General features: G+C 42.6%; 24 protein-coding genes. 9 read left to right on the top strand and 15 right to left on the bottom strand.

Annotated elements, in window-relative coordinates:
- The first annotated feature begins 3 nt into the window (after nucleotides 1-3).
- The 4 genes from recG (at nucleotide 4) to ACFQ3S_RS10035 (ending at nucleotide 5,582) form a co-directional block, all read left to right on the top strand.
- Nucleotides 4-2,112, top strand: coding sequence for an ATP-dependent DNA helicase RecG (recG, locus tag ACFQ3S_RS10050; protein WP_377163915.1), 2,109 nt, complete (start codon nucleotides 4-6; stop codon nucleotides 2,110-2,112).
- Between the two features lie 39 nt (nucleotides 2,113-2,151).
- Nucleotides 2,152-3,546, top strand: a complete 1,395-nt coding sequence (locus tag ACFQ3S_RS10045; RefSeq protein ID WP_377163913.1) for a M20/M25/M40 family metallo-hydrolase — start codon at nucleotides 2,152-2,154, stop codon at nucleotides 3,544-3,546.
- 30 nt (nucleotides 3,547-3,576) lie between these two features.
- Nucleotides 3,577-4,188, top strand: a complete 612-nt coding sequence (locus tag ACFQ3S_RS10040; RefSeq protein ID WP_377163911.1) for a C40 family peptidase — start codon at nucleotides 3,577-3,579, stop codon at nucleotides 4,186-4,188.
- 98 nt (nucleotides 4,189-4,286) lie between these two features.
- The gene (locus ACFQ3S_RS10035; protein ID WP_377163909.1) at nucleotides 4,287-5,582 is read left to right on the top strand and encodes an MFS transporter; all 1,296 of its coding nucleotides are present in this window, start codon (nucleotides 4,287-4,289) and stop codon (nucleotides 5,580-5,582) included.
- Nucleotides 5,583-5,586: 4 nt separating this feature from the next.
- On the opposite strand, the gene ACFQ3S_RS10030 is transcribed toward ACFQ3S_RS10035, so the two are convergent.
- The 11 genes from ACFQ3S_RS10030 to ACFQ3S_RS09980 form a co-directional block, all read right to left on the bottom strand.
- Nucleotides 5,587-7,368, bottom strand: coding sequence for an ABC transporter ATP-binding protein (locus ACFQ3S_RS10030; protein ID WP_377163907.1), 1,782 nt, complete (start codon nucleotides 7,366-7,368; stop codon nucleotides 5,587-5,589).
- A 246-nt stretch (nucleotides 7,369-7,614) separates the two neighbouring features.
- A complete protein-coding gene (locus ACFQ3S_RS10025) occupies nucleotides 7,615-9,372 on the bottom strand; it encodes an ABC transporter ATP-binding protein (RefSeq protein WP_377163905.1) in 1,758 nt (585 codons plus the stop codon).
- 180 nt (nucleotides 9,373-9,552) lie between these two features.
- Entirely contained in the window at nucleotides 9,553-10,116 is a 564-nt protein-coding gene (gene frr / locus ACFQ3S_RS10020; RefSeq protein ID WP_377163903.1) for a ribosome recycling factor, read from the bottom strand.
- A 132-nt stretch (nucleotides 10,117-10,248) separates the two neighbouring features.
- Nucleotides 10,249-10,953 carry a UMP kinase gene (pyrH, locus tag ACFQ3S_RS10015; RefSeq protein ID WP_377163901.1) on the bottom strand — a complete coding sequence of 235 codons (705 nt, stop codon included), beginning with the start codon at nucleotides 10,951-10,953 and terminating at the stop codon, nucleotides 10,249-10,251.
- Between the two features lie 16 nt (nucleotides 10,954-10,969).
- Nucleotides 10,970-12,100: an N-acetylglucosamine-6-phosphate deacetylase gene (gene nagA / locus ACFQ3S_RS10010; protein ID WP_377163899.1), complete on the bottom strand. Its 1,131-nt coding sequence runs from the start codon at nucleotides 12,098-12,100 to the stop codon at nucleotides 10,970-10,972.
- A 61-nt stretch (nucleotides 12,101-12,161) separates the two neighbouring features.
- Complete coding sequence (gene tsf / locus ACFQ3S_RS10005) at nucleotides 12,162-13,013, bottom strand: translation elongation factor Ts (protein ID WP_377163897.1); 852 nt, start codon at nucleotides 13,011-13,013, stop codon at nucleotides 12,162-12,164.
- 149 nt (nucleotides 13,014-13,162) lie between these two features.
- A complete protein-coding gene (gene rpsB / locus ACFQ3S_RS10000; protein WP_377163895.1) occupies nucleotides 13,163-14,053 on the bottom strand; it encodes a 30S ribosomal protein S2 in 891 nt (296 codons plus the stop codon).
- Nucleotides 14,054-14,074: 21 nt separating this feature from the next.
- Nucleotides 14,075-14,461, bottom strand: coding sequence for a 30S ribosomal protein S9 (rpsI, locus tag ACFQ3S_RS09995; protein WP_377163893.1), 387 nt, complete (start codon nucleotides 14,459-14,461; stop codon nucleotides 14,075-14,077).
- A gap of 21 nt (nucleotides 14,462-14,482) precedes the next feature.
- Nucleotides 14,483-14,926 (bottom strand): 50S ribosomal protein L13, encoded by a 444-nt coding sequence (gene rplM / locus ACFQ3S_RS09990; protein ID WP_377163891.1) that lies wholly within the window; start codon nucleotides 14,924-14,926, stop codon nucleotides 14,483-14,485.
- A 244-nt stretch (nucleotides 14,927-15,170) separates the two neighbouring features.
- Nucleotides 15,171-15,629, bottom strand: a complete 459-nt coding sequence (locus ACFQ3S_RS09985) for a response regulator (RefSeq protein ID WP_377163889.1) — start codon at nucleotides 15,627-15,629, stop codon at nucleotides 15,171-15,173.
- A 25-nt stretch (nucleotides 15,630-15,654) separates the two neighbouring features.
- Entirely contained in the window at nucleotides 15,655-16,743 is a 1,089-nt protein-coding gene (locus ACFQ3S_RS09980) for a sensor histidine kinase (RefSeq protein WP_377163887.1), read from the bottom strand.
- A 260-nt stretch (nucleotides 16,744-17,003) separates the two neighbouring features.
- On the opposite strand from ACFQ3S_RS09980, the gene ACFQ3S_RS09975 reads away from it, so the two are divergent.
- The 3 genes from ACFQ3S_RS09975 (at nucleotide 17,004) to ACFQ3S_RS09965 (ending at nucleotide 20,370) form a co-directional block, all read left to right on the top strand.
- The gene (locus tag ACFQ3S_RS09975; protein WP_377163885.1) at nucleotides 17,004-18,044 is read left to right on the top strand and encodes an LLM class flavin-dependent oxidoreductase; all 1,041 of its coding nucleotides are present in this window, start codon (nucleotides 17,004-17,006) and stop codon (nucleotides 18,042-18,044) included.
- Between the two features lie 170 nt (nucleotides 18,045-18,214).
- On the top strand, nucleotides 18,215-18,952 hold the full coding sequence (locus ACFQ3S_RS09970) for an acyl-CoA desaturase (protein WP_377163883.1): 738 nt from the start codon (nucleotides 18,215-18,217) through the stop codon (nucleotides 18,950-18,952).
- 164 nt (nucleotides 18,953-19,116) lie between these two features.
- A complete protein-coding gene (locus ACFQ3S_RS09965; RefSeq protein ID WP_377163881.1) occupies nucleotides 19,117-20,370 on the top strand; it encodes a pyridoxal phosphate-dependent aminotransferase in 1,254 nt (417 codons plus the stop codon).
- Between the two features lie 171 nt (nucleotides 20,371-20,541).
- On the opposite strand, the gene ACFQ3S_RS09960 is transcribed toward ACFQ3S_RS09965, so the two are convergent.
- A complete protein-coding gene (locus tag ACFQ3S_RS09960) occupies nucleotides 20,542-21,258 on the bottom strand; it encodes a hypothetical protein (protein ID WP_377163879.1) in 717 nt (238 codons plus the stop codon).
- Nucleotides 21,259-21,312: 54 nt separating this feature from the next.
- Here ACFQ3S_RS09960 and ACFQ3S_RS09955 point away from each other — a divergent pair, with 54 nt between their 5' ends.
- Nucleotides 21,313-22,026 carry an SAM-dependent methyltransferase gene (locus ACFQ3S_RS09955; protein WP_377163877.1) on the top strand — a complete coding sequence of 238 codons (714 nt, stop codon included), beginning with the start codon at nucleotides 21,313-21,315 and terminating at the stop codon, nucleotides 22,024-22,026.
- A gap of 38 nt (nucleotides 22,027-22,064) precedes the next feature.
- Nucleotides 22,065-23,684, top strand: a complete 1,620-nt coding sequence (locus tag ACFQ3S_RS09950; RefSeq protein ID WP_377163875.1) for an FAD-dependent oxidoreductase — start codon at nucleotides 22,065-22,067, stop codon at nucleotides 23,682-23,684.
- An 81-nt stretch (nucleotides 23,685-23,765) separates the two neighbouring features.
- Here ACFQ3S_RS09950 and miaE read toward each other — a convergent pair whose 3' ends face one another.
- The 3 genes from miaE to ACFQ3S_RS09935 all read right to left on the bottom strand — a co-directional run bounded on the left by miaE (nucleotide 23,766) and on the right by ACFQ3S_RS09935 (nucleotide 25,487).
- Complete coding sequence (gene miaE, locus ACFQ3S_RS09945) at nucleotides 23,766-24,365, bottom strand: tRNA-(ms[2]io[6]A)-hydroxylase (RefSeq protein WP_377163873.1); 600 nt, start codon at nucleotides 24,363-24,365, stop codon at nucleotides 23,766-23,768.
- 123 nt (nucleotides 24,366-24,488) lie between these two features.
- Nucleotides 24,489-25,061, bottom strand: a complete 573-nt coding sequence (nadD, locus tag ACFQ3S_RS09940) for a nicotinate (nicotinamide) nucleotide adenylyltransferase (protein WP_377163871.1) — start codon at nucleotides 25,059-25,061, stop codon at nucleotides 24,489-24,491.
- A gap of 51 nt (nucleotides 25,062-25,112) precedes the next feature.
- A complete protein-coding gene (locus ACFQ3S_RS09935) occupies nucleotides 25,113-25,487 on the bottom strand; it encodes a four helix bundle protein (RefSeq protein ID WP_377163869.1) in 375 nt (124 codons plus the stop codon).
- Nucleotide 25,488 lies beyond the last annotated feature (1 nt).

The following is a 25,488-nucleotide window of genomic DNA, read 5'->3' as shown; positions in this document are numbered from 1 at the left end:
CACTTGAACACGCAGGCTTTTCAAACGCCCATTGAGTATTTAAAAGGGGTAGGCACCGCCCGTGCCGAAGTTTTAAAGAAAGAGCTGGCGATATTTAAATATGAAGACCTGCTCCGCCATTATCCGTTCAAGTATATTGACCGCACTCAATTTTATAAGATTAGAGACATTAACCCTGAACTGCCCCATGTACAGGTTATAGCGCGGTTAACGCATAAAGAAATATTGGGTGAAAAGCACACCAAACGTCTTATTGCACATGCCATAGATGATACTGGTATTATGGAACTGGCCTGGTTTCAAGGCATTAAGTGGGCTGAGAAAAATCTAGTAGTTGGTAAGGCCTATATTATTTTTGGCAAACCGGGCATGTTTAATGGCAAAGCCCAGATGGCCCACCCCGAAATTGAGCCCTACTCACCCGAGGCTTTAAAGCGTAAGGGCAATGTAAGCTTACAACCGGGCTATCATTCTACCGAAAAACTGAAGACCTTCTCGCTTGATAGCAAAGGGCTACAAAAGTTAGTGGCTATATTACTGGAAATGTGTGCTAAAGACATACACGAAAACCTCCCGAAATACATACTCCAAAAATTCAATCTCATTAACCGGGCCGATGCCTATCGCAATATTCATTTTCCCGAAAATGCAGCTTTACTATACGAAGCTCAGCATCGGCTAAAATTTGAGGAACTTTTTTTAATCCAGCTCAGATTATTGAAGTCCAAGCTTTTGCGTACACAAAAGTTCAAGGGTAATATATTTAGCACTGTTGGCGAATGCTTTAATACTTTTTATAACGAAAAGATACCCTTCCCGCTTACTAACGCGCAAAAGCGTGTGTTAAAAGAAATCCGGCTGGACACCCAACGTGGCATACAAATGAACCGTCTTTTGCAGGGTGATGTAGGTAGCGGTAAAACGGTAGTAGCGCTTATGAGCATGTTGCTGGCTATTGATAATGGCTTTCAAACCTGCATAATGGCCCCAACCGAAATTTTGGCCACCCAGCACTTTATCTCCATACAAAACCTATTAGGCGAAGATTTTGTAGAGGTAGCGTTGCTCACCGGTTCGGTTAAGAAAAAGAACCGTAAGGTAATTCACGAGAACCTGGAGAACGGTAAACTTAAAATATTAATTGGTACACATGCGCTGATAGAGGATGCCGTACAATTTCAAAACCTGGGTTTTGTAGTGATTGATGAGCAACACCGCTTTGGGGTAGAACAGCGCGCAAAATTATGGCGTAAAAATGTTATCCCGCCGCATGTGCTGGTGATGACGGCCACCCCCATTCCCCGCACCCTGGCCATGACGCTGTATGGAGATTTGGACGTATCGGTAATTGACGAGTTACCCGCTGGGCGTAAACCCATTGAAACACTCCATTATTATGAAACGCAGCGTTTACAAATGTTTGGCTTTATAAAGCGAGAAATTGCATTAGGCCGTCAGATTTATATTGTATATCCGCTGATACAGGAAAGTGAAAAGCTTGATCTGAAAAACCTGACGGATGGTTTTGAGGTGATTTCCCGTGAGTTTCCATTGCCGCAGTACCGCGTGAGTATGGTGCATGGCAAGTTGTCTGCTGCCGATAAAGAGTTAGAGATGCAACGCTTTGTAAAAGGCGAAACGCAAATTATGGTTGCCACTACGGTAATTGAAGTTGGAGTGAATGTACCCAATGCCTCAGTAATGATCATTGAAAATGCCGAACGCTTCGGCCTGTCGCAATTGCACCAATTACGCGGGCGTGTTGGCCGTGGTGCCGAGCAATCATACTGTTTATTAATGAGCGGAGGCAAGCTGAGCCGTGAAGGCCGCGTACGCTTAGATACCATGGTACGTACTAATAACGGCTTCGAAATATCGGAGATAGATTTGCAACTGCGCGGGCCCGGTAATATTGAAGGCACCCAGCAAAGCGGTGTGCTCGACCTCAAATTGGCCAACCTAGCTACCGACCAGGAACTGCTCATACAGGCGCGCAAAGCGGTAGAAGATATCTTTGCAAAAGACCCACAACTGGCTTTGCCAGAAAATCAGATGCTTAATTACGTTTTACAATTAAAAAACGGTGGTTTAAGTTGGGATAAAATTTCGTAATCCCTATCTTACAGGCATCAAACGTCTAAAAACTTCTTCATGAAATTAAAAGCTACTGCCCTGTGTTTACTGGCCGGTGTAGGTCTATCGTTGCAAACCCACGCACAAACCGATTCGTTAATGCTGCGCAAAATATTTGATGAAGCGCTGGTAAAAGGTGAGTGTTATGAAAACCTGCGTTACTTATGTAAAAAGATAGGTTCCAGGTTGAGCGGCTCGGCAGGTGCACAAAAATCGGTAGCATGGAGTAAAAAGCTGATGGAAGGTTACGGCTTCGATAAAGTTTATTTGCAGGAAGTAATGGTGCCACACTGGGTACGCGGCGAAAAAGAACAAGGTATTATTGTAATGGGCGATACCCGTACCCCTGTTGCAATGGCTGCTTTAGGAGGTTCGGTGGCAAGCCCCAAAGCAGGTATTACGGCCCAGGTTATTGAACTGCAAAGCTTAAAAGAACTGGAAACTTTAGGCGAAGCAAGAATTAAAGGCAAGATAGTATTTTTCAACCGCCCGTTTGATGAACGCTTTATAGAAACCGGTGGTGCTTATGGCACAGCAGGAGATCAGCGTAATGTTGGTCCGGGTGCGGCGGCTAAATACGGGGCAGTAGCGGTTATTGTACGCTCACTGACGGCCTCGTTAGATAACTATCCGCACACTGGTGGCACCAACTATGGCGACAACCCTAAAATACCGGCAGCGGCCATTTCTACCATGGCTGCCAATAAGCTGAGCATGCTTTTAAAGCAACGGAGCGCTATCCCGGTAAAATTCTTTTTAAAAACCAGTTGTCAAACGCTGCCCGATGTATTATCCTACAACGTAATAGGCGAGTTGAAAGGCACAGAGAACAATAACAAATACATTACCGTTGGCGGTCACCTCGATTCTTGGGACTTGGCCGAGGGTGCGCATGATGACGGTACAGGGGTAATGCAATCGGCCGAGGTACTACGTATTTTTAAAGCAGTGGGTTATCGTCCAAAAAACAACATTCGTGCGGTATTTTTTATGAACGAAGAGAACGGACATAAAGGTGGTATTAAATATGCCGAACAAGCTTTGAAAGATAAAGAAGAGCACATTGCCGCTTTAGAAACCGATGAAGGTGGATTTACTCCGCGTGGCTTTAGTTTTGAACGTGCAACCCCCGCTTTTTTGAAGGGTATTAACCAGCAATGGAAAGCCCTGTTAGAGCCTTACGAAACTGACCGCCTCGTAGCCGGCGGTGGTGGTACCGATATTGGTCCGCTGCGCCAAACCCATCCAAACATCCAACTGATAGGTTTCCGACCCGATTCGCAACGGTATTTTGATATTCACCACACTCCTAACGATGTATTTGAGAATGTAAACAAACGTGAGCTGGAATTGGGTGCCGCTGCCTGTGCCTCACTTATTTACTTGATTGATCAGCACGGGTTAAGCTTTTAGTTCAATATGGCTAAGTTGCAGCATCAAACAATGAAAACCTTTATACGTATGTTGATAATGAAACTTAGCCGTACCTTTTTTATATTTTCCGCAATCTTATTTTCTTGCACCCAGGCCGAAAGCTCGTACCGGCAGGATGCTTCTACCCCATCTTCGATAGATACGCCTGCGCAAAAGGTTTTAAAAAGCACGGACGACAACGGCCAATCTATAACACGTATCAATACGGGTAAGATCACACCGTCACAATTAGTGGCCTACGCACGCACGCTTACCGGCATCCCTTATAAATACGGCTCTACCGATCCGCAGCAAGGTTTTGACTGTTCAGGCTTTATTACCTATACCTTCAATCACTTTAAAATTGCAGTGCCACGAAGCTCCGTTGATTTTACCAACGTTGAACACGAGATACCATTAAAAGAAGCCAAGCCAGGTGATTTTGTTTTGTTTACGGGTACCGATAGCACTAAAAAAGTAGTGGGCCACATGGGCATCCTGCTTACCTCGGCAGCCGAAGGTCACCAGTTCATCCACTCTACATCGGGCAAGGCCTATGGTGTTACCGAAACGCCTCTTAATCCATATTACCAAGGTAGGTATATGAAAACGATACGGGTATTTCCGCAAAACGATCTGTAGTGTTACTGCACTGTACTATTTCAATAAAATATATTTCAACGAAACTCAGTCGGGTTTAAATGCGTTAAATTTGCAGCACATCAATATATATCACTTCTGTGGAAGAACGACAGGTACAGGACACAACCGTAAAGAAAGACTCATTTGCCGCACTACGCTATAAAGATTTTCGCGCATACTTAGGTATGCGTTTCTTTTTTACTTTCGCTTACCAAATGCAGGCCGTTGTAATTGGCTTTTACATTTATCAAATTACGCACAGCAAACTGGCCTTAGGTTACATTGGCCTGTGCGAAGCCATACCAGCCATTAGTATTGCCCTCTACGGTGGTTACATTGCCGATAAGTACGAAAAGCGAAAACTCCTGTTCCTCATATTTTCGGTAGTAACGTTTGCATCCTTAACCATATTTGTGGTCACGCTTCAAAGCATGAGCCACTATGTACATACCGGCTGGATCATCCCCATTATTTATGTCATGATATTTTTTAACGGGGTTGCCCGTGCCTTTTACGGGCCGGCTACCTTTGCCATTTATGCGCATAGTATCCCAAAAGAGCTGTACCCCAATGGGAGTACCTGGAGCAGTTCGGCATGGCAAGTTGCTACTATTTTGGGCCCGGCGGCAGGCGGATTAATATTTGGCCACTGGGGCATTACACCAACCTTTGTAATTATCAATATTTTACTCATTATTAGCATGGTATTGGTTTACCTGCTGAAATCATATCCGCCGGTATATATTCCTAAAGAAAGTATTTATGAAAGCCTCTCGGCCGGTATAAAGTTCGTGTTCCATAACAAAATGATGCTGGGTGCCATGAGTTTGGATCTGTTCTCGGTGTTTTTTGGCGGAGCTATTGCCCTACTCCCGGTATTTGCACATGATATATTGAAGGTAGGCTCGGAAGGGTTGGGATTGATGCGCGCTACTTCTTCGTTAGGTGCGGTGCTAACCATGCTGGCCATGACGCGTTTTTCACCGATGAACCGGCCATGGCGAAACCTGTTGATAGCCGTTACCGGTTTCGGGGTGTCTATCTTATGCTTTGGTCTTTCTAAAAGCTTTTATCTTTCCCTTATCTTCCTTTTTACTGAAGGTGCATTTGATAGCATTAGCGTAATTATACGTAGTACTATCATGCAATTATTAACCCCGGATCACATGCGTGGAAGGGTATCAGCCGTAAACTCTATGTTCATCGGTTCGTCGAACGAAATAGGTGCCTTTGAATCGGGTTCGGCAGCAGAGTTATTAGGAACAGTTCCGGCTGTAATTTTTGGTGCTTGTATGACCTTGGTAGTAGTTACCGTAACTTTCTTTAAAACCAAGAATTTGATACCGGCTAAGCTATCGGATATTGGTACACCAACGGAGAAGCAGTCGGGATAACTATTTACACTTCGTTTTCAGTATAAGCATCCAGCTCTTCCTGTAAACGGCGTTCGCCCGATTGCTGACGCCACATGGCATAGTATAAGCCTTTCTGATCTACCAGTGCATCGTGGTTTCCTACTTCAACCACCTCTCCATTCTCCAGCACGTAAATACGGTCGGCATGCATAATGGTACTCAAGCGGTGGGCAATAATTAAGGTGATCCGGTTTTTAAGGTTAGAGATATGCTGTACCGTTTTGCTGATCTCTTCTTCGGTGATAGAATCGAGCGCGGAGGTCGCTTCGTCAAACAGTAATATATCCGGGTGACGCAGCAGGGCACGGGCAATAGAAAGGCGTTGCTTTTCACCTCCCGAAATTTTCACACCGCTCTCCCCTATCAACGTATGAATACCATTTTCGGCACGGGAAAGCATGCCCTGACAGGCGGCTTTGTTTAATGCCGATAAACAATCTTCGTCGGTAGCATCTGGCTTCACAAAGGTGAGGTTATCTTTAATGGTACCCGAAAACAACTGCGTATCCTGCGTTACAAAGCCTATACGGCGACGAATCATATCCAGGTGGTACTTGTCGCTTTCAATACCATTGTATAAAATACGACCGCTTGCAGGCTGATATAGGCCGATCATCAATTTAATAAGGGTTGACTTGCCCGAACCCGATGGACCTACAAAGGCTACCGTTTCGCCTTTATTAGCATGAAACGAAATACCATTGACTGCATATCGTTTTATGGTATGATACCTGAACTTGATATCCTCAAACGCAATACTTTCAATATGGGTAGAATCGGCAGGGTTTTCAGGAACAGTTTCCAATGGCCTGCTCATGATCATATTGAAATTGTTCAGCGAGATCTGTGCTTCGCGCCAGGTTAGCGACATGTGCCCAAACTCCTGAAGCGGGCCGAATAAGAAATAAGCATACAGCAAGAAGCTGAAATATTGTCCGCCGGTTATTTCTTTATCAAAAATTAGCACCAGTAACACCACCACCATAGCACTGCGCACTACGTTAACAGTAGTTCCCTGCACAAAGCTTAATACGCGTAACAGTTTCGTTTTGGCAATTTCGAGCGTGAGAATTTTGTAGGTGGTTTTGTTCAGACGGTCAATTTCTTCGTTAGCCAATCCGTGGCTTTTAACCAGTTCAATGTTCCGAAGCGATTCAGTAGTACGCCCTGCCAGCACCGATGTTTTAAGCACTATAGCCCGGTGTATCACTTTTATTTTTTTAGATAACGTCCAGCTGAGCCAGGTAATAATAGGTACGGCCACAAAAAACACCAAGGTAACCTTGTAGCTTATAGTAAAAGAGTAAACGGCCACAAAAATGATCCCAAAAAACGTCATAAACGTAACGTTGATGGTGGCTTTAACTAAATTCTCAATATCGCTGCGGATCCGTTGCAGCATGCCTAACTTCTCGCCGCTGCGCTGGTTTTGATGTTCGTAGAAGGGCATAGCCAGCGCATGCTTCATGCCGTCGGCGTAAACTTCGGCACCGGTTTTTTGGGCAATGGTAACGGTATAGTAATCCTGAAAATTATTGGCAATACGGGAGAAAAGCGCGGCTATGGCAGCTATTGTAATTAACCAAAGTACACCGCTTATAAAATCATGACGGGTAAACTGTTCTTTTTTACTGATGTAATCATCAAACAATTTACCTGTAATAAGCGGTTCCATTAATGCAAAGCATTGGTTGAGAGCCGTCATCAGTAAGGCCAACCACACTGCCTTCTTGTGTCGTATCAGATATTTGAAGAGTATTTTCATTATAAAGACTGCCTTATTGATAATTACACAACAATAACAACGCCTAAATGCAGATAATACTTGCCTATTAATTAATTTTTGCGTAAATTTTAATTAACCACATTGTAAATTAAAATTATGTAAATTTAGGATATTAAATAATCTGTTTGATTTCCATATATAATAAACCATTTCTGCTACAATAAATTCTATTCATTAAAGTTGTAAAGAATTTCAAACAATTGTAGTTAATAAATGCCAGCCCGGCTAAACAGTTTCTGTAGTGTACTTTTCACCAATTTGCTGACGCCACATGGCATAGTATAAACCTTTTTGTGTGATCAGTTCCAGGTGCTTGCCTTCTTCAATGATGTTACCTTTTTCGAGCACATAAATTTTATCGGCATGCATTATGGTGCTCAAACGGTGAGCGATCAATATGGTAATATGGTCCTGATGTTCAGACACATCTTTAATGGTTTCGGTGATTTCTTCTTCGGTAAGCGAATCAAGTGCCGATGTAGCCTCATCAAAAACCAAAATATCCGGCTTCCGCAGCAAAGCCCGTGCTATAGAAAGACGTTGCTTTTCTCCACCTGAAACTTTTACGCCGCCCTCGCCTATAACAGTGTCCAATCCTTTATCGGCACGGGCCAGCAGGCTTTGGCAGGCAGCCCAGTGCAATACGTGCATACACTCCTCGTCGGTAGCACCCGGACGAACAAACTGCAGGTTTTCCCTAATACTGCCCGAAAACAATTGGGTATCCTGTGTTACAAAACCAATGCGCTCGCGCAGGCGGTCTAAATCGAGTTCCTTACTCAATACACCGTTATACAATACATCACCTTCCATAGGCTGGTATAAACCAACCAGTAGTTTTACCAGCGTAGTTTTACCCGAACCCGACGGGCCAACAAAAGCAATAGTATTTCCAGTTTTAACATCAAAGCTGATATGGTTTAGCGCGTTGCGGTTAGCGGTTAAGTGTTTAAAGCTTACGTTGAAAAAGGTTAGATCTTTTACTTTTTCCAATAACACAGGCTTCTCAGGCTTAACATCAACCGGAATATTAATAATGGCCTCAAAATTAGCGAGCGAAACCTGCGCCTCTCGCCAAGAGAGGATCACATTACCCAATTCCTGCAACGGGTTAAACAAGAAGAAGGAGTAGAACAAAAAGCTGAAGTATTGTCCCGGTGATATGGTGCCTTCAAAAATGAGCAGCAATAGTACAACCACCATGGTACTACGCACCAGGTTTACGGTAGTACCCTGTACAAAGCTCATACTCCGTACAAATTTTACCTTTTTCAGCTCCAGGTCTAAGATCTTATAAGTGGTTTTATTGAGGCGATCAATCTCCTGGCTAACCAGTCCCAAGCTTTTTACCAGTTCAATATTCCTTAACGATTCAGTTGTAGAACCGGCTAAGGCCGTGGTTTCGCCCACAATTTTACGTTGAATAGTTTTTATGCGTTTGCTCAACGCGGTACTCACAAAGGCAATTACGGGTATGGCTGCAAAGTAAACTAAGGTCACCTTATAGCTCACATTTACCGAATACACAATAACGAACACCATACCCACCAAACTCACAAACAATACGCTAATGAACGAGGTGATAAACTTTTCGCAATCGATACGTACCTTTTGCAGAATGCCCAGGGTTTCGCCGCTGCGCTGGTCTTCAAATACCTGATAAGGCAGTTCGAGCGAGTGCTTTAAACCATCGGCATACATATTGGCGCCTACCTTTTGGGTAATAATATTGGTAAAATAATCCTGAAAGTTTTTGGCTATACGCGATACCATAGCCGCGCCTACACTAAGCCCTACCCAGGTAAGTACGCCAACCACAAAATCGTGGTGGGTAAGTTGGGTACGCTTTTCTATAAAACGGTCCACAATACGACCGGTTATATAAGGATCGAGCAGGGAAAAACCGATGTTAACAGCCGCTAAACCTAAGGCTATCAGCACCACTGAACGAAATTTTGTTAAATAAGATAAGAGTAACTTCATAATAAGGCTGCAAAAATAAAAAAGGGAATGATGCAAAATGCTCATTCCCTTTAATTTGACGTTGGTTTAAGAAACCTCTTTGAATATCGAATAATGAATTAAAAATGATGAATAATGATTGAAGAAAAAATCATTCGAAATTCAAGATTCAGCATTCGATGTTCATAATTCAAACTCTTACTAAACCGTCATAATATCTTTTTCCTTAGCATCTGCTAACTGGTCTACCTTAATAATATAGGCATCAACCAATTTTTGAACATCAGCTTCGCCTACTTTCATTTCATCTTCCGATACGCCTTCGGTCTTTAATTTTTTGATCTTCTCGTTGGCGTCTTTACGGATGTTACGAATGGCAATTTTACCGGTTTCTGCTTCACCTTTTAGTCTTTTCACTAAATCACGGCGACGCTCTTCAGTTAACGGCGGTACGTTGATACGGATCATGATACCATCGTTTTGTGGGTTTAAACCCAAAGTAGATTCTTTAATAGCTTTTTCAATTGGTGCTAATAAAGATTTTTCCCAGGGCTGTATAACCAGCGTACGTGCATCGGGCGTATTAACGCTACCCACCTGGCTTAAAGGGGTTGGTGTGCCATAATAGTCAACCACTAAACCATCTAACATGTTAGGACTGGCCTTACCGGCACGTATTTTTGATAACTCGCTATCCGCATGATCAATTGCTTTATCCATCAAGGCTTTCGCATCATTCAGTTGTTTTTTAATGAGTTCGCTCATCGTATGATTTTATTTTTTGTGTGCAAAAATAATAATTTTTAAGAGAGTCGAGAATACAGAATCAAGAGTAAAGACTTAAAATAGGAACTTTAAGAATCTTGACTCTGTATTCTTGACTCTATATTCTCTTAATTATCTTACCAGCGTACCAATAGATTCGCCTTGGGCAATTTTCATGAAATTGCCACTTTTGTTCATATCAAATACAATGATAGGCAACTCGTTTTCCTGGCAAAGGGTAAAGGCGGTCATGTCCATTACGTTCAGGCCCTTGTTATACACTTCCTGAAAAGTTACTTCATCGTATTTGGTGGCTGTTGGATCTTTTTCCGGGTCGGCTGTATAAATACCATCTACACGGGTGCCTTTTAAAACCACATCGGCCTTCATTTCAATAGCACGTAAAGATGCCGCGGTATCGGTTGTAAAATAAGGATTACCGGTACCTGCACCAAAAATTACAATTTTACCGGTTTCTAAATGCGTCATGGCACGACGACGAATGTAGGGTTCACAGATTTGCTCCATTTTTATGGCCGATTGCAAGCGGGTATCTACACCGATACCTTCCAGCGCACTTTGTAAAGCCATGCAGTTAATAACGGTTGCCAGCATGCCCATATAATCGGCCTGGGCGCGTTCCATGCCCGATTTTTCCGCGCTTAGTCCTCTGAAAATATTACCTCCACCAACTACAATGGCAATTTCGATACCAGCTTCGCTTACTGCTTTAATTTCGTGCGCATATTGCAGCACCCGGTTGTTATCAATACCATATTGGCGGTCGCCCATTAATGATTCTCCGCTCAGTTTAAGTAAGATTCTTTTGTATTTCATGCAGATGGTTGGTTTTTTAAAGTTGGTGTTTATTGTTGTATCGAGTTTTACCTTTATAAATTGTAAACGCAGGGTTAAATTCTGTGTCAAAAATAATTAAATCTGCGTCATATCCGGCCTCTACTTTTCCTTTCGTTTTTAATGATGCCAGTTGTGCCGGATAAAGCGATGCCATATTAACCGCTTCGGGCAAGCTAATGTTAACATGGTTTACACAGTTTTTTACCGCAGTAAGCATAGTTAGTGCCGAACCTGATAGCGTGCCATCGGGCATTACATACTTATCGCCTTGTCGTTTATGCAGATACGTACCTTCGGTAGTTTCGGTAACAGCATCGGATATTAAAAATAGTTTATCACCCAGTTCGTGCTTGGCTAAACGGATCATGGCGTAATCTACATGAAGGCCATCGGCTATAATACTGGCGTAAGGCTTATCTTCAAAAATAGCTGCAATAATACCCGGTTTGCGGTGATGCAATGGCGGCATAGCGTTGTACAAATGCGTTGCTGCTTGTATAGGATTATTTAAAAATGCCTTAGCTTGAGTGTACGTTGCGTTGCTATGTCCCGATGATAAAATTATACCTTGATTATGTAGGTAACTAATTACCTCCTCGTCTTGTAACTCAGGAGCCAGGGTCATCATTTTCACTTCGCCGCCGGCCAGTTCAATCCAGGATTGCACTTCGGCAAGGGTAGCTTTCTTAATATACTTTTCGGGATGAGCACCCTTACGCAGGGCATTTATATATGGACCTTCGAGGTGTAAGCCTAAAAAGTTTCCTATTGCAGTTGGACGGTAGGCTCTTGCTGCGTTTATAGCTTGTAGTACCACTTCATTACTATTGGTAGCTACAGTGGCAAAAAAGCCGGTGCACCCTTGTTGCAGTAGTCCCTGCTCCATTTGCTGCAAAGCCTCCACACTGGGTACTCCGCCAAAGTACAAGCTACCGGCACCATAAATTTGCAGATCAATTAAACCGGGAGCCAGATAAGCTCCGTTCAAATCTACGTGTATAACATCGGCAGGAATATTGGCCGGATCAACTATAGCTAAAATTTGATCGCCTTGAATAATAACAGCTTTTCCCCCGGTAATGTTACCGTTGGATACAATTTGAGTATTGTATAAAGCTGTTAACATGAGTGATAAAAATAAAAGGGCAAAAAAAATCCCCGCCTTTAAAAAGGCGGGGATTAAATAATTATGCTCCTAAAGCAACTCGCTTAAACGCGGTAACCGTCAGGCCTTTTTCAACGCTGTCCAAAAACTGGGCAACGTTTTTAGAAGAATCCTTTACAAACTCCTGGTTTAACAGGGTTGAATCTTTATAGAACTTGTTCAGTTTACCGGCAGCAATTTTTTCAACCATTGCTTCTGGCTTACCTTCGGCACGGATCTGCTCTTTAGCAATTTCCATTTCACGCTCAATAACGGTGGCATCAACGTCACCTTTATCTAAAGCGGCAGGGTTCATAGCAGCAATTTGCATAGCTACATCTTTACCAGCTTCATCGGCACCAGCTACGTTAGCACTTAACCCAACCAATACACCTAAACGGAAATTACCGTGGATGTATGCAACTACTTTTTCGCCTTCTAATACAGCGTATTTAGATACACCGATCTTTTCCCCAATTTTACCGGTCATGGTAATAACAGCTTCGCCAATTTTAACACGGCCAACTTCTGTATCCAGTTCCAGGTTGTTTAATTCTTCAACGCTTGCAGGTAAAGCTTGTACAGCTTCGTTAGCAACCGCGTTAGCAAAAGCGATAAACTCAGCGTTTTTAGCTACGAAATCGGTTTCGCAATTTAATTCGATAATTACACCGCGTTTGCCATCTTCAGATGTACGTGCAATTACCACACCCTCGTTCGACTCTCTGTCTTGACGGCTAGCGGCTACTTTAGCACCTTTTTTTCTTAAAAAGTCAATAGCTGCTTCAAAGTCGCCGTTAGTTTCGGTTAAAGCTTTTTTGCAGTCCATCATACCTGCACCTGTTTGCTGGCGCAGCTTGTTTACGTCTGATGCAGAAATTTGTACTGTAGACATTTTTATGTTAGTTGTTATCTGTTGTGAATTTACCGTTGCCGGTTAGCGCACAACAAAAGTGAATGATCTGTTTTAATATAGAAAATTGCCAGGTGTAAATATCAGCTTTATGCTGATAACTTACAACTGACAATTCACAATGTATTTACTTATGCGCCTTGACCTTCGCTACCAGAGCTATCGGCAACGTTATCAGGAGCTTCAGTAGTAGCAGCTGCTTCAACGGCATCGGCCTCAGCAGTTACAGCACCTCTTCTTTTACGCCCACCTTCGTTGTTAGCAGTAGCTTCGCCACCATCAACTTTAGCTTTAGCAGCTGCGCCTTCTTTTTCTGTTTCGTCGTCTTTTTCGCGTTTACGCTCGTCTAAACCTTCTTGTATAGCCTGGATAATGATACCTGTAACCAATGAAATTGATTTGGTAGCATCATCGTTAGCAGGGATAGGGAAATCGATGTTTGAAGGATCAGAGTTTGTATCCACCATTGCAAAGGTTGGGATGTTTAACTTTAAAGCTTCAGAAACAGCGATATGCTCTTTCTTAACGTCGATCAGGAATAACGCGGCCGGTAAGCGGTTAAGGTCAGCAATACCGCCTAATAAGCTTTCCAGTTTAATACGCTCACGCTGAATCATCAATCTTTCTTTTTTAGAAAGGTTGGTGTAAGTACCGTCTTTGGTCAATTTATCGATGTTAGACATCTTTTTGATTGACTTACGTACGGTAGCGAAGTTAGTTAACATACCACCTAACCAACGCTCGGTTACGAAGGGCATGTTTACTGATTTTGCATAATCGGCAACGATGTCTTTTGCTTGTTTCTTGGTAGCAACAAACAAAACCTTACGGCCCGATTTTACAATTTGTTTTATAGCCGAAGCGGCATCTTCAACCTTGTTTAAGGTTTTATTTAAATCTATAATATGGATACCGTTACGCTCCATGAAAATGTACTGAGACATTTTCGGATCCCATTTACGGGTAAGGTGACCAAAGTGTACACCTGCATCCAGTAAATCCTGATATGTTGTTCTTGCCATTGTTGTGTCCTCCTTAAAATATTAACGTTTACTGAATTGGAATTTACGACGCGCTTTCTTACGGCCCGGTTTCTTACGCTCAACCATACGGTCATCACGTGTCATTAAACCTTTAGCGCGCAAAGCTGGTTTTTTCTCAGCATCCAGTTCAACAATAGCTTTGGCAATAGCTAAACGAACGGCTTCAGCCTGTCCTTTTACACCACCACCTGCAACGTTTGCAATAATATCAAATTTACCTTCAGAGCCCGAAACCAGTAAAGACTGGGTTACAACGTACTGTAATGGTAAAGTTGGGAAGTAAGTTTTGTAATCTTTACCGTTAACGGTAAGGGCGCCTGCACCTTCGTTTAAGTAAACGCGTGCAACAGCTGTTTTTCTTCTGCCTGAAGTGTTAGTTGTTGGCATTTTTTCTTTTCTCCTTTAAAATTAAAAAGTTAATGGTGTAGGGTTTTGTGCGGCATGAGGATGCTCTGCACCGGCATAAACATGCAGGTTACCATAAATGGCGCGGCCCAAACGATTTTTAGGTAACATACCACGAACGGCTTTTTCAATTACGCGCTCGGGGAACTTAGCCATTAACTCCTTAGGAGAAATGAAACGCTGACCACCAGGGTATCCGGTGTATGAAACGTATTGCTTGTCGGCAAATTTGTTTCCGGTCAGTTTTACCTTGTCTGCATTAATAACGATGACGTTATCTCCGCAGTCTACGTTTGGGGTGAAGCCTGGCTTATGTTTACCTCTGATGATCGCTGCGATCTTAGAGGTTAAGCGCCCCAAAATCTCGCCTTGTGCGTCAACAACTACCCATTGCTTGTTAACGGTTGCTTTGTTGGCTGAGACAGTTTTGTAACTTAACGTATTCACTTGCTTTAAATTAAATTATATTAAACAGTTTACTATACCCCGAAATTCGGGACTGCAAATGTACGACTAATTGTTTATTTTACAAGTAGTTTGAAACATTTATTAAGCAATAATATACTATTTGAATTACTACCACATAAAAGCGAACACACTATAGTGAAATGATGCGGAAGGTAGCATAAGTAAAAAAAACGCCATGCTATAATAGAGTAACATGGCGTTTATCAATATTCATATTTTAGAGTTAGTTCAACCCTAAAGGTGTTTCAGCGTTATCATTAAGAAAATACAGGTTCACCAATTCCATTACCATTTCAGAACGAAGTGGTTTGTGGTAAAAAGTAGCTATATCTTTATCCTGCTGAGCCCGCTCACGGTCATCAGCGTTAAGCGATGTGGTGAGCATAATGACTACGATACGGGCTTTTTGGCTTTCGCTTAACTGGTGGTAGGCATCCATAAACTCCCAGCCATTCATTCCGGGCATATTAATATCTAAAAATATAATACCGGGGCGGTGCAGTTGCGGCACACCGGCATATTTACCGGTGCCTGTTAAAAAATCCAGTGCTTCACTGGCCGATGTTAACGCCTGTACCTCCACTTCCAATCCCGCTTTCTCAATAACTTTTTTGTGAATAAAGTTAGTTGGCCTGTCATCATCAATCAATAATACGCAATCCAGATCTTTAATTTTTCTCATTTACTTATTTATACCCAATTAATTTTTACAATTCTAAGTTGAAATAAAACTCGCTTCCTTCTCCAAAAACCGATCTCACATCAATATCGCCGTTGTGCATAATGGCTATCTTTTTACAGTTTGCCAGCCCTATTCCATTCCCCGGATAATCATCGCGGTTATGCAGGCGTTGAAAAATCAGGAAGATCTTTTCCTTATACTTATCAGCTATACCAATGCCATTGTCTTGTACGCTAAACTGCCACCCATCATTATAAGGCTTTGCTGTAATATTTATAACCGGCGCAACGTCCTTTTTAGCAAATTTAACAGCGTTAGTTATCAGGTTCTGAAACAATTGCCTTAACTCTGTACGGTAGGCTTTAACGGTAGGTAACCCACTGTAAATCAGTTTTGCTCCGGTTTGTGAAATAAGCGTATCTAAATCGCTTGTAATATTCAATAGCAGTTCGTTCACATCTACCTGCTCGGCTAATTTAACTTTTCCAATTCGCGAGTAATCAAGCAAATCCTTAATCAGCGTACGCATACGATCGGCAGCCTGCTCAACAAAGCCCATATACATGGTGGCATCATCGTCATACAAGTGTCCGTACTCGGCTTTTAGTAACGATATAAAATTACTTACGGTTAATAGTGGTTCTTGCAGGTCGTGCGATGCTATATACACAAACTGTTCCAATTCCTGGTTTTTGATCTGCAGCTGGTCCATATGTTGGCTTACCGCTTCAGCAGCCAGCATTTTATCAGTTAAATCGCGCGTTACCTTAGTAAAACCAATTACATTTTGCTGTTCATCGTGTATGGCGGTTATGGCAATACTTCCCCAAAACCGGCTTCCATCTCTACGAATACGCCAACCTTCATCAAAGGCATATCCTTTAACGCGGGCCAGGTATATAAGCATTTCGGGCTTCTTGCTTTTCTGGTCTTCGGGTGTATAAAACAAACTGAAGTTTTTGCCTAAAATCTCTTCAGCCTTGTAACCTTTAATTTTTTCTGCGCCCTTGTTCCAGTTCTCAATATTCCCGCTACTATCTAAAAGTAAAATGGCATAGTCTTCTATCTCTTCTACCATATTCTGCAACCGCAATTTCTTTACCTCTTCATTCATTTTAGTTACCTAAAGGTTTACATAAGAAACATTAACTAAGCTATAATGGTATGTTGGCTCAAAATAAATAATTAAACTACGGTTATAGCTTTTTTCTTTTTAAATATCATACTATACCATAGTTTTTGCCTGTTAGTAAACCAGCCTTTCCATAAACTTACACAACATTGTTAAATAAACGAATTGTAAGAGCTGCGCCATAAAAAAAACGAAAGCTACCAAATCCACTTCATAGCCTGATTATTGTACAAAACAGTATTATGAATCATATTCGCTTAAGCGTTCTCGATCAATCGCCCGTACGTAAGGGATTAACCGCAAGCCAAGCAGTTGCTGAAACCGTAGAACTGGCAAAATATACCGATACTTTAGGTTATACCCGCTTTTGGGTATCCGAACACCATAATACCGGCAGTTTGGCCGGCTCTACCCCCGAGGTGCTTATAGCACACCTGGCCGGACAAACTAAAAACTTGCGCATAGGTTCGGGCGGGGTAATGATGCCCAACCATAGTACCTTAAAAGTAGCCGAAAACTTCAGGATGCTGGAAGCCCTGTTTCCGGGCCGTATAGACCTGGGCATGGGCCGTGCGCCTGGTACCGACAGGATAACTGCGGGGGTGCTTAACCCCAGCAACCAGTTTAGGGAGCAGGACTTTGTAGAGCAACTGATGGACCTGCAAAATTACTTTCATGATGCTGCCGAAACCGGGCCTGTGGCCGCCAAGATACGGGCTATACCACAAATTGATACCGTACCGGGGATGTGGCTGTTAAGCAGTAGCGGACAAAGCAGCTTGTTTGCAGCGCATTTTGGTATGGGTTTTTCGTTTGCGCACTTTATAAACCCATCGGGTGGTGCGCAGGCTGTAGAACTGTACCGCAGTCGTTTTCAACCCTCGGCAGACAATGCACTACCCGAAGCTAATGTAGCCATATTTGCTTTTTGCTCGGAAGATGAGGAAAAAATAAAGCAGCATGTAGCTGTAATGGACTACCGCTTTTTGCAATTTGAAAAAGGCGGAGGTATAAACCCGCTATCGTATAATGACGTAAAGGATGCCGTTTACACGCCACAGGAGATCGAGCGTATTAAGTACAACCGTAGGCGTGTGGTTACCGGTACGCCCGAACAAATGAAAGCTAAAATTACCCAGTTAGCCAACACTTATGCGGTTGATGAAGTGATTATTATTACCATTGCCGAAGATTTTGACGACCGTTTAAGATCGTACAAGTTACTGGCTAAGCAGTTTAAACTGGGGCAAACCGAAAATACCCCTAATCAACATGCCGCGTAGGCATATATCAAATTATAACCGCCATACCGCATTAAAGGCCGGCTTAGCTATAAGCCTGCCTTTAATGTTAATAACTTTTACATTTTGCTTTTTAAATATTACCTTTGCCCAAACAATTTTACTCTTTAATATTTGTTATAGTATTGCACTATAATATATAGAAATACGCCGTGATTATAATAATTTTTTTTGTTGCCCATTGGTTCTTGTCCCTTTTCTTTCAAACATTTTACCTGCACAGGTACGCTGCACACAAAATGTATAGCACTCCTAAGGTTACTGAACGTATTTTCCATTTTTTAACCTTTTTGTTCCAGGGTTCGTCGTTTTTAAACCCTCGTGCTTACGCTATTATGCACCGTGAACACCATGCCTATAGTGATACCGAAAAGGATCCGCATTCACCTCACTTTTTTACGGATGTGTTTCAGATGATGTATAAAACCGTTATCAGTTTTCGCGTGTATGAAAGAAGACTTAAAGAGCCGGATGCCCAATTTAAAGGAAATTACCCTGAGTGGCGCTTAATTGATTATTACGGATCGTTAGCTGTAACCCGTATAGGTTTTGGCTTATTGTACGCGGCATTTTATTATGCGTATGCTACGGCTTGGTGGCAATGGTTATTGTTACCTATTCAATTTATTATGGGCCCGTTACATGGTGCTATTGTAAACTGGTGCGGTCATAAATACGGCTATTCTAATTTCGATAATGGTGATAAATCAAAGAATACCACGCCATTCGACTTTTTAATGTTAGGCGAACTGTTCCAAAACAATCACCACAAACGCCCAAACAGCCCCAATTTTGGTGCCCGCTGGTTTGAAGTGGATCCGGTTTATCCGGTAATGAAAGCCCTTCATTGGATGCACATTATCAGGTTGAGAAAACCGATTGCTGCATAAGTATAGAATCAGGAGTAAAGAATCAAGAATATAGCTCTTTTAAGGCGTTAATTGAATTAACGCCTTTTTTATTGCCTTAACTTTTACCAATCCCCAAAACTCTTGATTCCTGACTCTGTACTCTTAACTCTAAAAAACTATCTTTGCCATCCAAACAAACAACTATGAGCGTATCGGTATTAGCTCAAACCTTAAAGGGTTCTGAGATTATTAAAATAGGTAACGAAATTAACGAGTTAAAGCGTCAGGGGCAGCAAATTGCCAACCTAACCATTGGCGATTTCGACCCTCAGATCTATCCTATTCCTGCAGAACTGCGCGACCTGATTATTGAAGCCTACCAGGACAACCAAACCAACTATCCTCCTGCCGATGGTATTCTGGAATTGCGTAAGCAGGTAGCCCTGTTTTTAGATAAGTATCATCATATAAAGGTAACGGCCAACGAAGTATTGATCTCCAGCGGATCGCGCCCGTTGATCTATTCTACTTTTTTAGCGCTGGTTGATCCGGGCGATAAGGTGATCTATCCGTTACCATCGTGGAATAACAACCACTACTGCCATATTACCGGCGCCGAAGAAGCACAAGTATTAACTTATGCCGAAAACAACTTTTTACCCAAAGCTGCCGATATTGCACCCCATGTAAAAGGTGCTACTCTATTGTGCCTATGCTCACCGCAAAATCCTACGGGTACTATGTTTGAGCAGGCCGACCTGGAAGAAATATGCGACCTGGTAATTGCCGAAAACGCCAGCCGCCAGCCGGGCGAAAAACCGTTGTACATTATGTACGATCAAATTTATGCCATGCTTACTTTCGGCAAAAAACATGTTGACCCGGTTACTTTGCGCCCCGAGTTGAAAGATTATGTAGTATATATTGATGGTATCTCTAAATGCCTGGCCGCAACCGGCGTACGCGTAGGCTGGGGTTTTGGTCCCGAGGCTATCATCTCTAAAATGAAATCTATTGTAGGGCACATGGGTGCGTGGGCTCCTAAAGCTGAACAGGTGGCTACCGCTAAGTATATTCAGGATGATGAGGCCTTAAAGACTTATCTGGGCACTTTTAGCAGTCGCATACAAGAATGCCTGAGCACTTTATACAAAGGCATTCAACAATTGAAAGCCGAAGGTTTTGCGGTTGACGCCATTGAACCTATGGGTGCTATCTACCTGACCATTAAAGCAGATTTTATTGGGAAAACCACGCCCGATGGTGAGGTGTTGCAATCATCGGCCGATATTAATTTTTACCTGATTAAAGCCGCCAAAGTAGCCCTGGTGCCATTTTCGGCATTTGGTGCGGGCGATGATGTTACGTGGTTCCGCGCATCGGTAGGTACATCTACTTTAGAGGATATTCAGAATATGATTCCCCGCATAAGAGAAGCGCTGAGCCAATTAAAATAGCCGCCGGAGGCCAGTGTTGAGAGGCCCCTTGTCTGATTGCATTGTCATTTCGAGTGGTATGAGAAATCTTTTCATCATTTAAATTTGGAAATAATCTTTTACTATCATTCGGGATGATATTGTTTTTTTATTTGACAACTAAAATCAGGAAACGGACAACCGACAACTGAATTAAGCTGCATCCGATATATATTTTACCAAACTGCGTTTAGCTACAGGCAGCAGGGTTTCCTCAAGCGGAAAGGTGATCTCGCTTTGTACATGATACATAGCCGGGTTGGGCAAATGTTTGCGTTTTTTGATTAATTGCTGTTTAATGGCTTCAGGAGTATTTACCAGGTTGTATTCAAATGTATCTATTAGGTTTATATGAATACCTCTGTATTGATCATTTTGTGATTCGAACAAAGTGAACTGGTATTCGTACACGCGATTAGTTTTTTCAATTCCATTACGCAAAGTAAAATAACCTTCATAAGGCAGCAAAGGAATCACTCCTACAGGGTCAATATCTAAGCAACTCTCTACAAAATCATAAATTTTACGCCCGGTTTTTAAAGCCGGGTCCATCTTACATAAAGCGTAGGTAATAATCTGCTCAATTTCGTGCATGGTATGATCGTCCTGTACAATTTTTTCATAGGTAAGCTTCACGCCTTCCATATCTGCTTTGGTTAAACGTTGCGGAAAGTTTTGCTGCAATACCGTTTTATTTTGCTTGAAATGAACCAGGTTATTATAATGAAAAACCAGATCGGCCAGGTTTGGGTATAAGTACCTCCGATGAAAATGCTGGTTTATGGATTGTAAGTAATCCAGCAAAACGTATTTTTTGTACTCAAAGTCAATAGAACCTTCAATAAACCAGTTCAAGCTTAACGATTTCATAGGCATCCCATTTATTATTAACCTAATTTAAAAATAAAAAGCCAAATTTGCACCATGCCCGCCGGAACACTTTATTTAATACCGGTTCCGCTTGCTGAAGATGCCGCGGTCCAGTCTTTTACACCATACCTTACCCACACTATTAACCAAATTAGTGAGTATATTGTAGAGAGTGAAAAAACCGCCCGCAAGTTTTTAAAACAAGCCGGACTCACCATTCCTCAAAACCAGTTGATAATCCACGATTATGGCAAGCATAACCGCAACGTTGCCGATATAAGAGAATTTTTTACCGGGCTATTGGCTGGTAAAGATGCTGGGTTAATGAGTGAAGCCGGCTGCCCCGGCGTAGCCGACCCAGGTGCCGACATTGTTGCCGAAGCACATCGCCGTGGCATTAAGGTAGTGCCCTTAGTTGGACCAAGCTCTATTTTACTGGCACTTATGGCATCCGGCTTTAACGGGCAGAGCTTTACTTTTCATGGTTACCTGCCTATTGATAAAATGGAGCGCAGCAAACGTATTAAAGAACTGGAAGCTCAGGCCGAACGCGTTAACCAAACGCAGTTGTTTATAGAAACCCCTTTCCGTAACGACTCGCTGTTAGCCGAAGTGCTAAAATCCTGCAAAGCTACCACTCGCTTGTGCATAGCCTGTAACCTTACCGCAGCCGATGAACTGGTGCAAACCAAAACTATTGCCGAGTGGAAAAAACAAGTGCCCGATCTACATAAAAAACCAACTATTTTTCTGTTGTATAAATCCTAACGCCACAAACCAATTTTTTCTGAGCATATTTGATTTGTATGATGCCTATTGCCCAAGGTCCAGCTAAAATATTAATTGTAGGTGCCGGCCCATCTGGTTTAATGATGGCGGCACAAATGCTGCGCTATGGCATACAGCCTGTTATTATTGATAGCAGGCAAGGCCCAACGCATCAGTCGAAAGCTTTAGCCGTACAGTCGTGCTCATTGGAAATTTACAGGCAGTTGGGCATTGTAGAGCCGGTTATTAGCGGCGGCAAACAAGCTAAAGGACTCAACTTTCATTACGCCGGTAAGCAGGAAGCATCTATTACTATTAATGATGTAGGGCAAGGCTTAACACCCTACCCTTATGTGCACATTTACCAGCAAAGCAAAAACGAAAGGGCATTACTCAACTACCTTACCGAGCACAGTTGCCCGGTGTATTGGAATACAACCTTAATTACGTTACAGAAAGGTACCGGTGTGGTGAATGTAACGCTCAACAACCAGGAACAGGAATACAGTTTATTAAGCAACTGGATTATAGGTGCCGATGGCGCACACAGTACCGTACGTAAACTATTGCAAATCCCCTTTACGGGTGATAGCTACCCCAACCAGTTTTACCTGGCCGATGTGGTTTTAGATCACGATACCGATCAAATGAACATGCATTTAACCGGCAAGGGCTTCGCCGCATTTTTTCCTATGCCCGAACAAAATACCTGCCGTATTGTGGGTAACCTTACCGGTAAGTTGGCAGCTAAAAATGACCTTGTTTTTGAAGATATATTACAAACCTTACAGGAAAAAGTCCGCAAGCCACTAAATATTAAACAGTGCAACTGGTTTACCACTTACCGCCTGCACCACCGCATGGCCGAAAATTTTAGCCAGGGTCGTTGCTTTTTAATTGGCGATGCGGCACATATACATTCACCCGTTGGCGGGCAAGGCATGAATACCGGCTTACAGGATGCTTATAACCTGTCGTGGAAACTGGCAGGGGTTATTAACAAACATTTAAACCCAACTATATTAAATACCTATGCTGCCGAACGCATGCCGGTGGCCCGGGAGTTGTTGAACACAACCGATAGAGCGTTTAAGCTCATTATGTCGAATAACGTTTTGGCTAACCTGTTTAAAAAGTTGGTGCTTCCACAATTGCTTAAACGCGCCTGGAAAAGCGAAAAACTAAAACTGGCATTTTTTAAACGTGTTTCGCAAATCAGCATCAGCTATCCTAATAGTAGTTTGAGCCTGCACCTGAGCTTATTACGTACTATAAAGGCCGGCGACCGCCTACCTTATATGAAAGTGTATGATGAAAAAAAGCTACACGAAACCGACCTGCATGCCTGGTGCAGCAAGCCTGGCTTTACGCTAATTACCTTTGGTACAATACAGGAATTATACGTGTTTAGTTTAGCTAAGTGGATCAGCCAGAACTATAACGGCTGGCTCAACTTTTTTCATCTGCCGCCATCAATAAAAAACCAGCGGGTGTTTGATGCTTTTGAAATTAAGGAGGGGCAAAATAAGGCTATTATAGTAAGGCCCGATATGTATATAGGCTATATTAACGATGTGGTAGACCTGGAGATGATGAAAAATTATTTGGAGAATGTGGTGCGTAGCCCCTCCCAACCCTCCCCGGGAGGGAGGGCTTAAAATAAGTTTTGTTTAAAAGTCTCCCCTCCCGAGGGAGATTTAGAGGGGGCTACCTCCCTCCCGGGGAGGGTTGGGAGGGCCTTAACCGTGTATGGTTTCGCTCTTTCCGTAATTTTGTATCACTTGCGCTTCGTGCGTTAAAAAGGCTGTCCAGCGGGCATCTACATCAATAGTTCCGGCATGCTTTTTAGCCAGGCGAATGAACATGCTGTAATGTGTTGCTTCACTCACCATCAGTTCGTGATAGAACTGCGCTAATTCGGGATCATTAATATTTTCGGACAAAACTTTGAAACGTTCACAACTACGAGCCTCTATCATGGCCGAAAACAGCAGCCTATCGATCAGTTGATCCTGCCGTGTGCCTCCATGTTTCAGGAACTTGAACAGTTCGCCCACGTAGCTATCCTTACGCTCTTTACCCAGCACGTAGCCGCGGGCTAAAATAATATCGTGTACTTGCTTAAAGTGTGCTAATTCTTCCTGTGCTAACGCTACCATTTCCTGCACCACATCGGCCAGGTTAGGGTTTTGTACAATTAAGGTAATGGCATTGGTAGCCGCCTTTTGCTCGCAGTATGCATGGTCGGTTAATATCTCTTCAATATTACTTTCTACAACGTTTTTCACCCAGCGCGGATCGGTAGGCAATTGTAATTTCAGGATGGTTTTCTCGCTCACGGGAGCAAAGATAGTGGATTTAGAATCAAGAGTACAGAATCAGGAATCAAGATATAGATGCAAAATTTGAAAAGATACTTCCACAATCTTTATTCTTGACTCTATATTCTATGCTCTGAAATCCTACCTGTACAAATTCTTGCTCTCAATAAAATTGAGCACGGCATCGGGCACAAAATATTGTACGTTCTTTTTATCGGCGATGGCTTGACGGATGAACGTGGCGGAGAGTTCCATTTGCGGGGTCATGGTGATGGTGACCGACGGATGGGAGGCCAGTTCGGCGTTTTCATAACCGGGCCGCGGGTACACAAACACTTTATAATCGCGCAGAATAAGTTTGTAGTTTTTCCACTTATGCAAACTGGCCAAATTATCGGAGCCCATAATTACGGCAAATTCGTGCTGCGGGTATTGCTCGGTTAAATGAGTTAGGGTATCAATGGTGTACGATGGCTGTGGTAGCTTGATCTCTACATCGCTTACTTCCAGGTTGTCGGCATTGTCGGTAGCCAGCCGGGCCATCTCCAGGCGGTCGTACGTGTTAATTAAACCACCATATTTTTTAAATGGGTTTTGCGGGGTAACCACCAGCCATACCTTGTCCAGATCGGTATAATTTGCCATGTAATTGGCAATAATCAGGTGACCAATGTGAATAGGGTTAAAAGAACCGAAAAGCAAGCCTATTTTCATCAGTTTGCAGTTATTAGTTTGCAGTTATCAGTTTCAATTCGCAAATGACTATTAGGCAGATATTGCTCCAAATCTATCTGGATTATTTATCATAAAGTTCACCAGCTTACCTACCTCTTCACTTTGCCCTGTTAATTTACTAAAAATATCCTGATTAATATAATTGCAAGCTAATGCGAACTGCAGCCAGCCTTGCGTTTCACTGTTTTCCATGTCAACGTCGGTTAGCTTGCTAATAAAATAATTCGGATACCTACGTTTCCGGTAGGCCTCAACTGTACAGATATTTGCAGACCGGGAAGACCTTCTTATTTGATCAATGAGTGAATATCGTTCTTCTTTAGGAAAGCTTTTAGTGATATGGAATATTTCCATAGCCAGATCAAAGGTTCTTCTATAAAGCAATAAATCCTTGTATGTTCCCATT

Origin of the sequence: Mucilaginibacter terrae (genome assembly GCF_042679325.1) — a bacterium.
Lineage (GTDB): Bacteria > Bacteroidota > Bacteroidia > Sphingobacteriales > Sphingobacteriaceae > Mucilaginibacter > Mucilaginibacter terrae.
This window is presented reverse-complemented; position numbering and strand designations above follow the sequence as displayed.

Excerpts from the sequence above, each read along its gene's own strand:
- ACFQ3S_RS10045 (WP_377163913.1), top strand. The coding sequence starts at position 2,152 with ATGAAATTAAAAGCTACTGCCCTGTGTTTACTGGCCGGTGTAGGTCTA.
- ACFQ3S_RS10040 (WP_377163911.1), top strand. The coding sequence starts at position 3,577 with ATGAAAACCTTTATACGTATGTTGATAATGAAACTTAGCCGTACCTTT.
- ACFQ3S_RS10030 (WP_377163907.1), bottom strand. The coding sequence starts at position 7,368 with ATGAAAATACTCTTCAAATATCTGATACGACACAAGAAGGCAGTGTGG.
- ACFQ3S_RS10025 (WP_377163905.1), bottom strand. The coding sequence starts at position 9,372 with ATGAAGTTACTCTTATCTTATTTAACAAAATTTCGTTCAGTGGTGCTG.
- frr (WP_377163903.1), bottom strand. The coding sequence starts at position 10,116 with ATGAGCGAACTCATTAAAAAACAACTGAATGATGCGAAAGCCTTGATG.
- pyrH (WP_377163901.1), bottom strand. The coding sequence starts at position 10,953 with ATGAAATACAAAAGAATCTTACTTAAACTGAGCGGAGAATCATTAATG.
- nagA (WP_377163899.1), bottom strand. The coding sequence starts at position 12,100 with ATGTTAACAGCTTTATACAATACTCAAATTGTATCCAACGGTAACATT.
- tsf (WP_377163897.1), bottom strand. The coding sequence starts at position 13,013 with ATGTCTACAGTACAAATTTCTGCATCAGACGTAAACAAGCTGCGCCAG.
- rpsB (WP_377163895.1), bottom strand. The coding sequence starts at position 14,053 with ATGGCAAGAACAACATATCAGGATTTACTGGATGCAGGTGTACACTTT.
- rpsI (WP_377163893.1), bottom strand. The coding sequence starts at position 14,461 with ATGCCAACAACTAACACTTCAGGCAGAAGAAAAACAGCTGTTGCACGC.
- ACFQ3S_RS09985 (WP_377163889.1), bottom strand. The coding sequence starts at position 15,629 with ATGAGAAAAATTAAAGATCTGGATTGCGTATTATTGATTGATGATGAC.
- ACFQ3S_RS09980 (WP_377163887.1), bottom strand. The coding sequence starts at position 16,743 with ATGAATGAAGAGGTAAAGAAATTGCGGTTGCAGAATATGGTAGAAGAG.
- ACFQ3S_RS09975 (WP_377163885.1), top strand. The coding sequence starts at position 17,004 with ATGAATCATATTCGCTTAAGCGTTCTCGATCAATCGCCCGTACGTAAG.
- ACFQ3S_RS09965 (WP_377163881.1), top strand. The coding sequence starts at position 19,117 with ATGAGCGTATCGGTATTAGCTCAAACCTTAAAGGGTTCTGAGATTATT.
- ACFQ3S_RS09960 (WP_377163879.1), bottom strand. The coding sequence starts at position 21,258 with ATGAAATCGTTAAGCTTGAACTGGTTTATTGAAGGTTCTATTGACTTT.
- ACFQ3S_RS09955 (WP_377163877.1), top strand. The coding sequence starts at position 21,313 with ATGCCCGCCGGAACACTTTATTTAATACCGGTTCCGCTTGCTGAAGAT.
- ACFQ3S_RS09950 (WP_377163875.1), top strand. The coding sequence starts at position 22,065 with ATGATGCCTATTGCCCAAGGTCCAGCTAAAATATTAATTGTAGGTGCC.
- nadD (WP_377163871.1), bottom strand. The coding sequence starts at position 25,061 with ATGAAAATAGGCTTGCTTTTCGGTTCTTTTAACCCTATTCACATTGGT.
- ACFQ3S_RS09935 (WP_377163869.1), bottom strand. The coding sequence starts at position 25,487 with ATGGGAACATACAAGGATTTATTGCTTTATAGAAGAACCTTTGATCTG.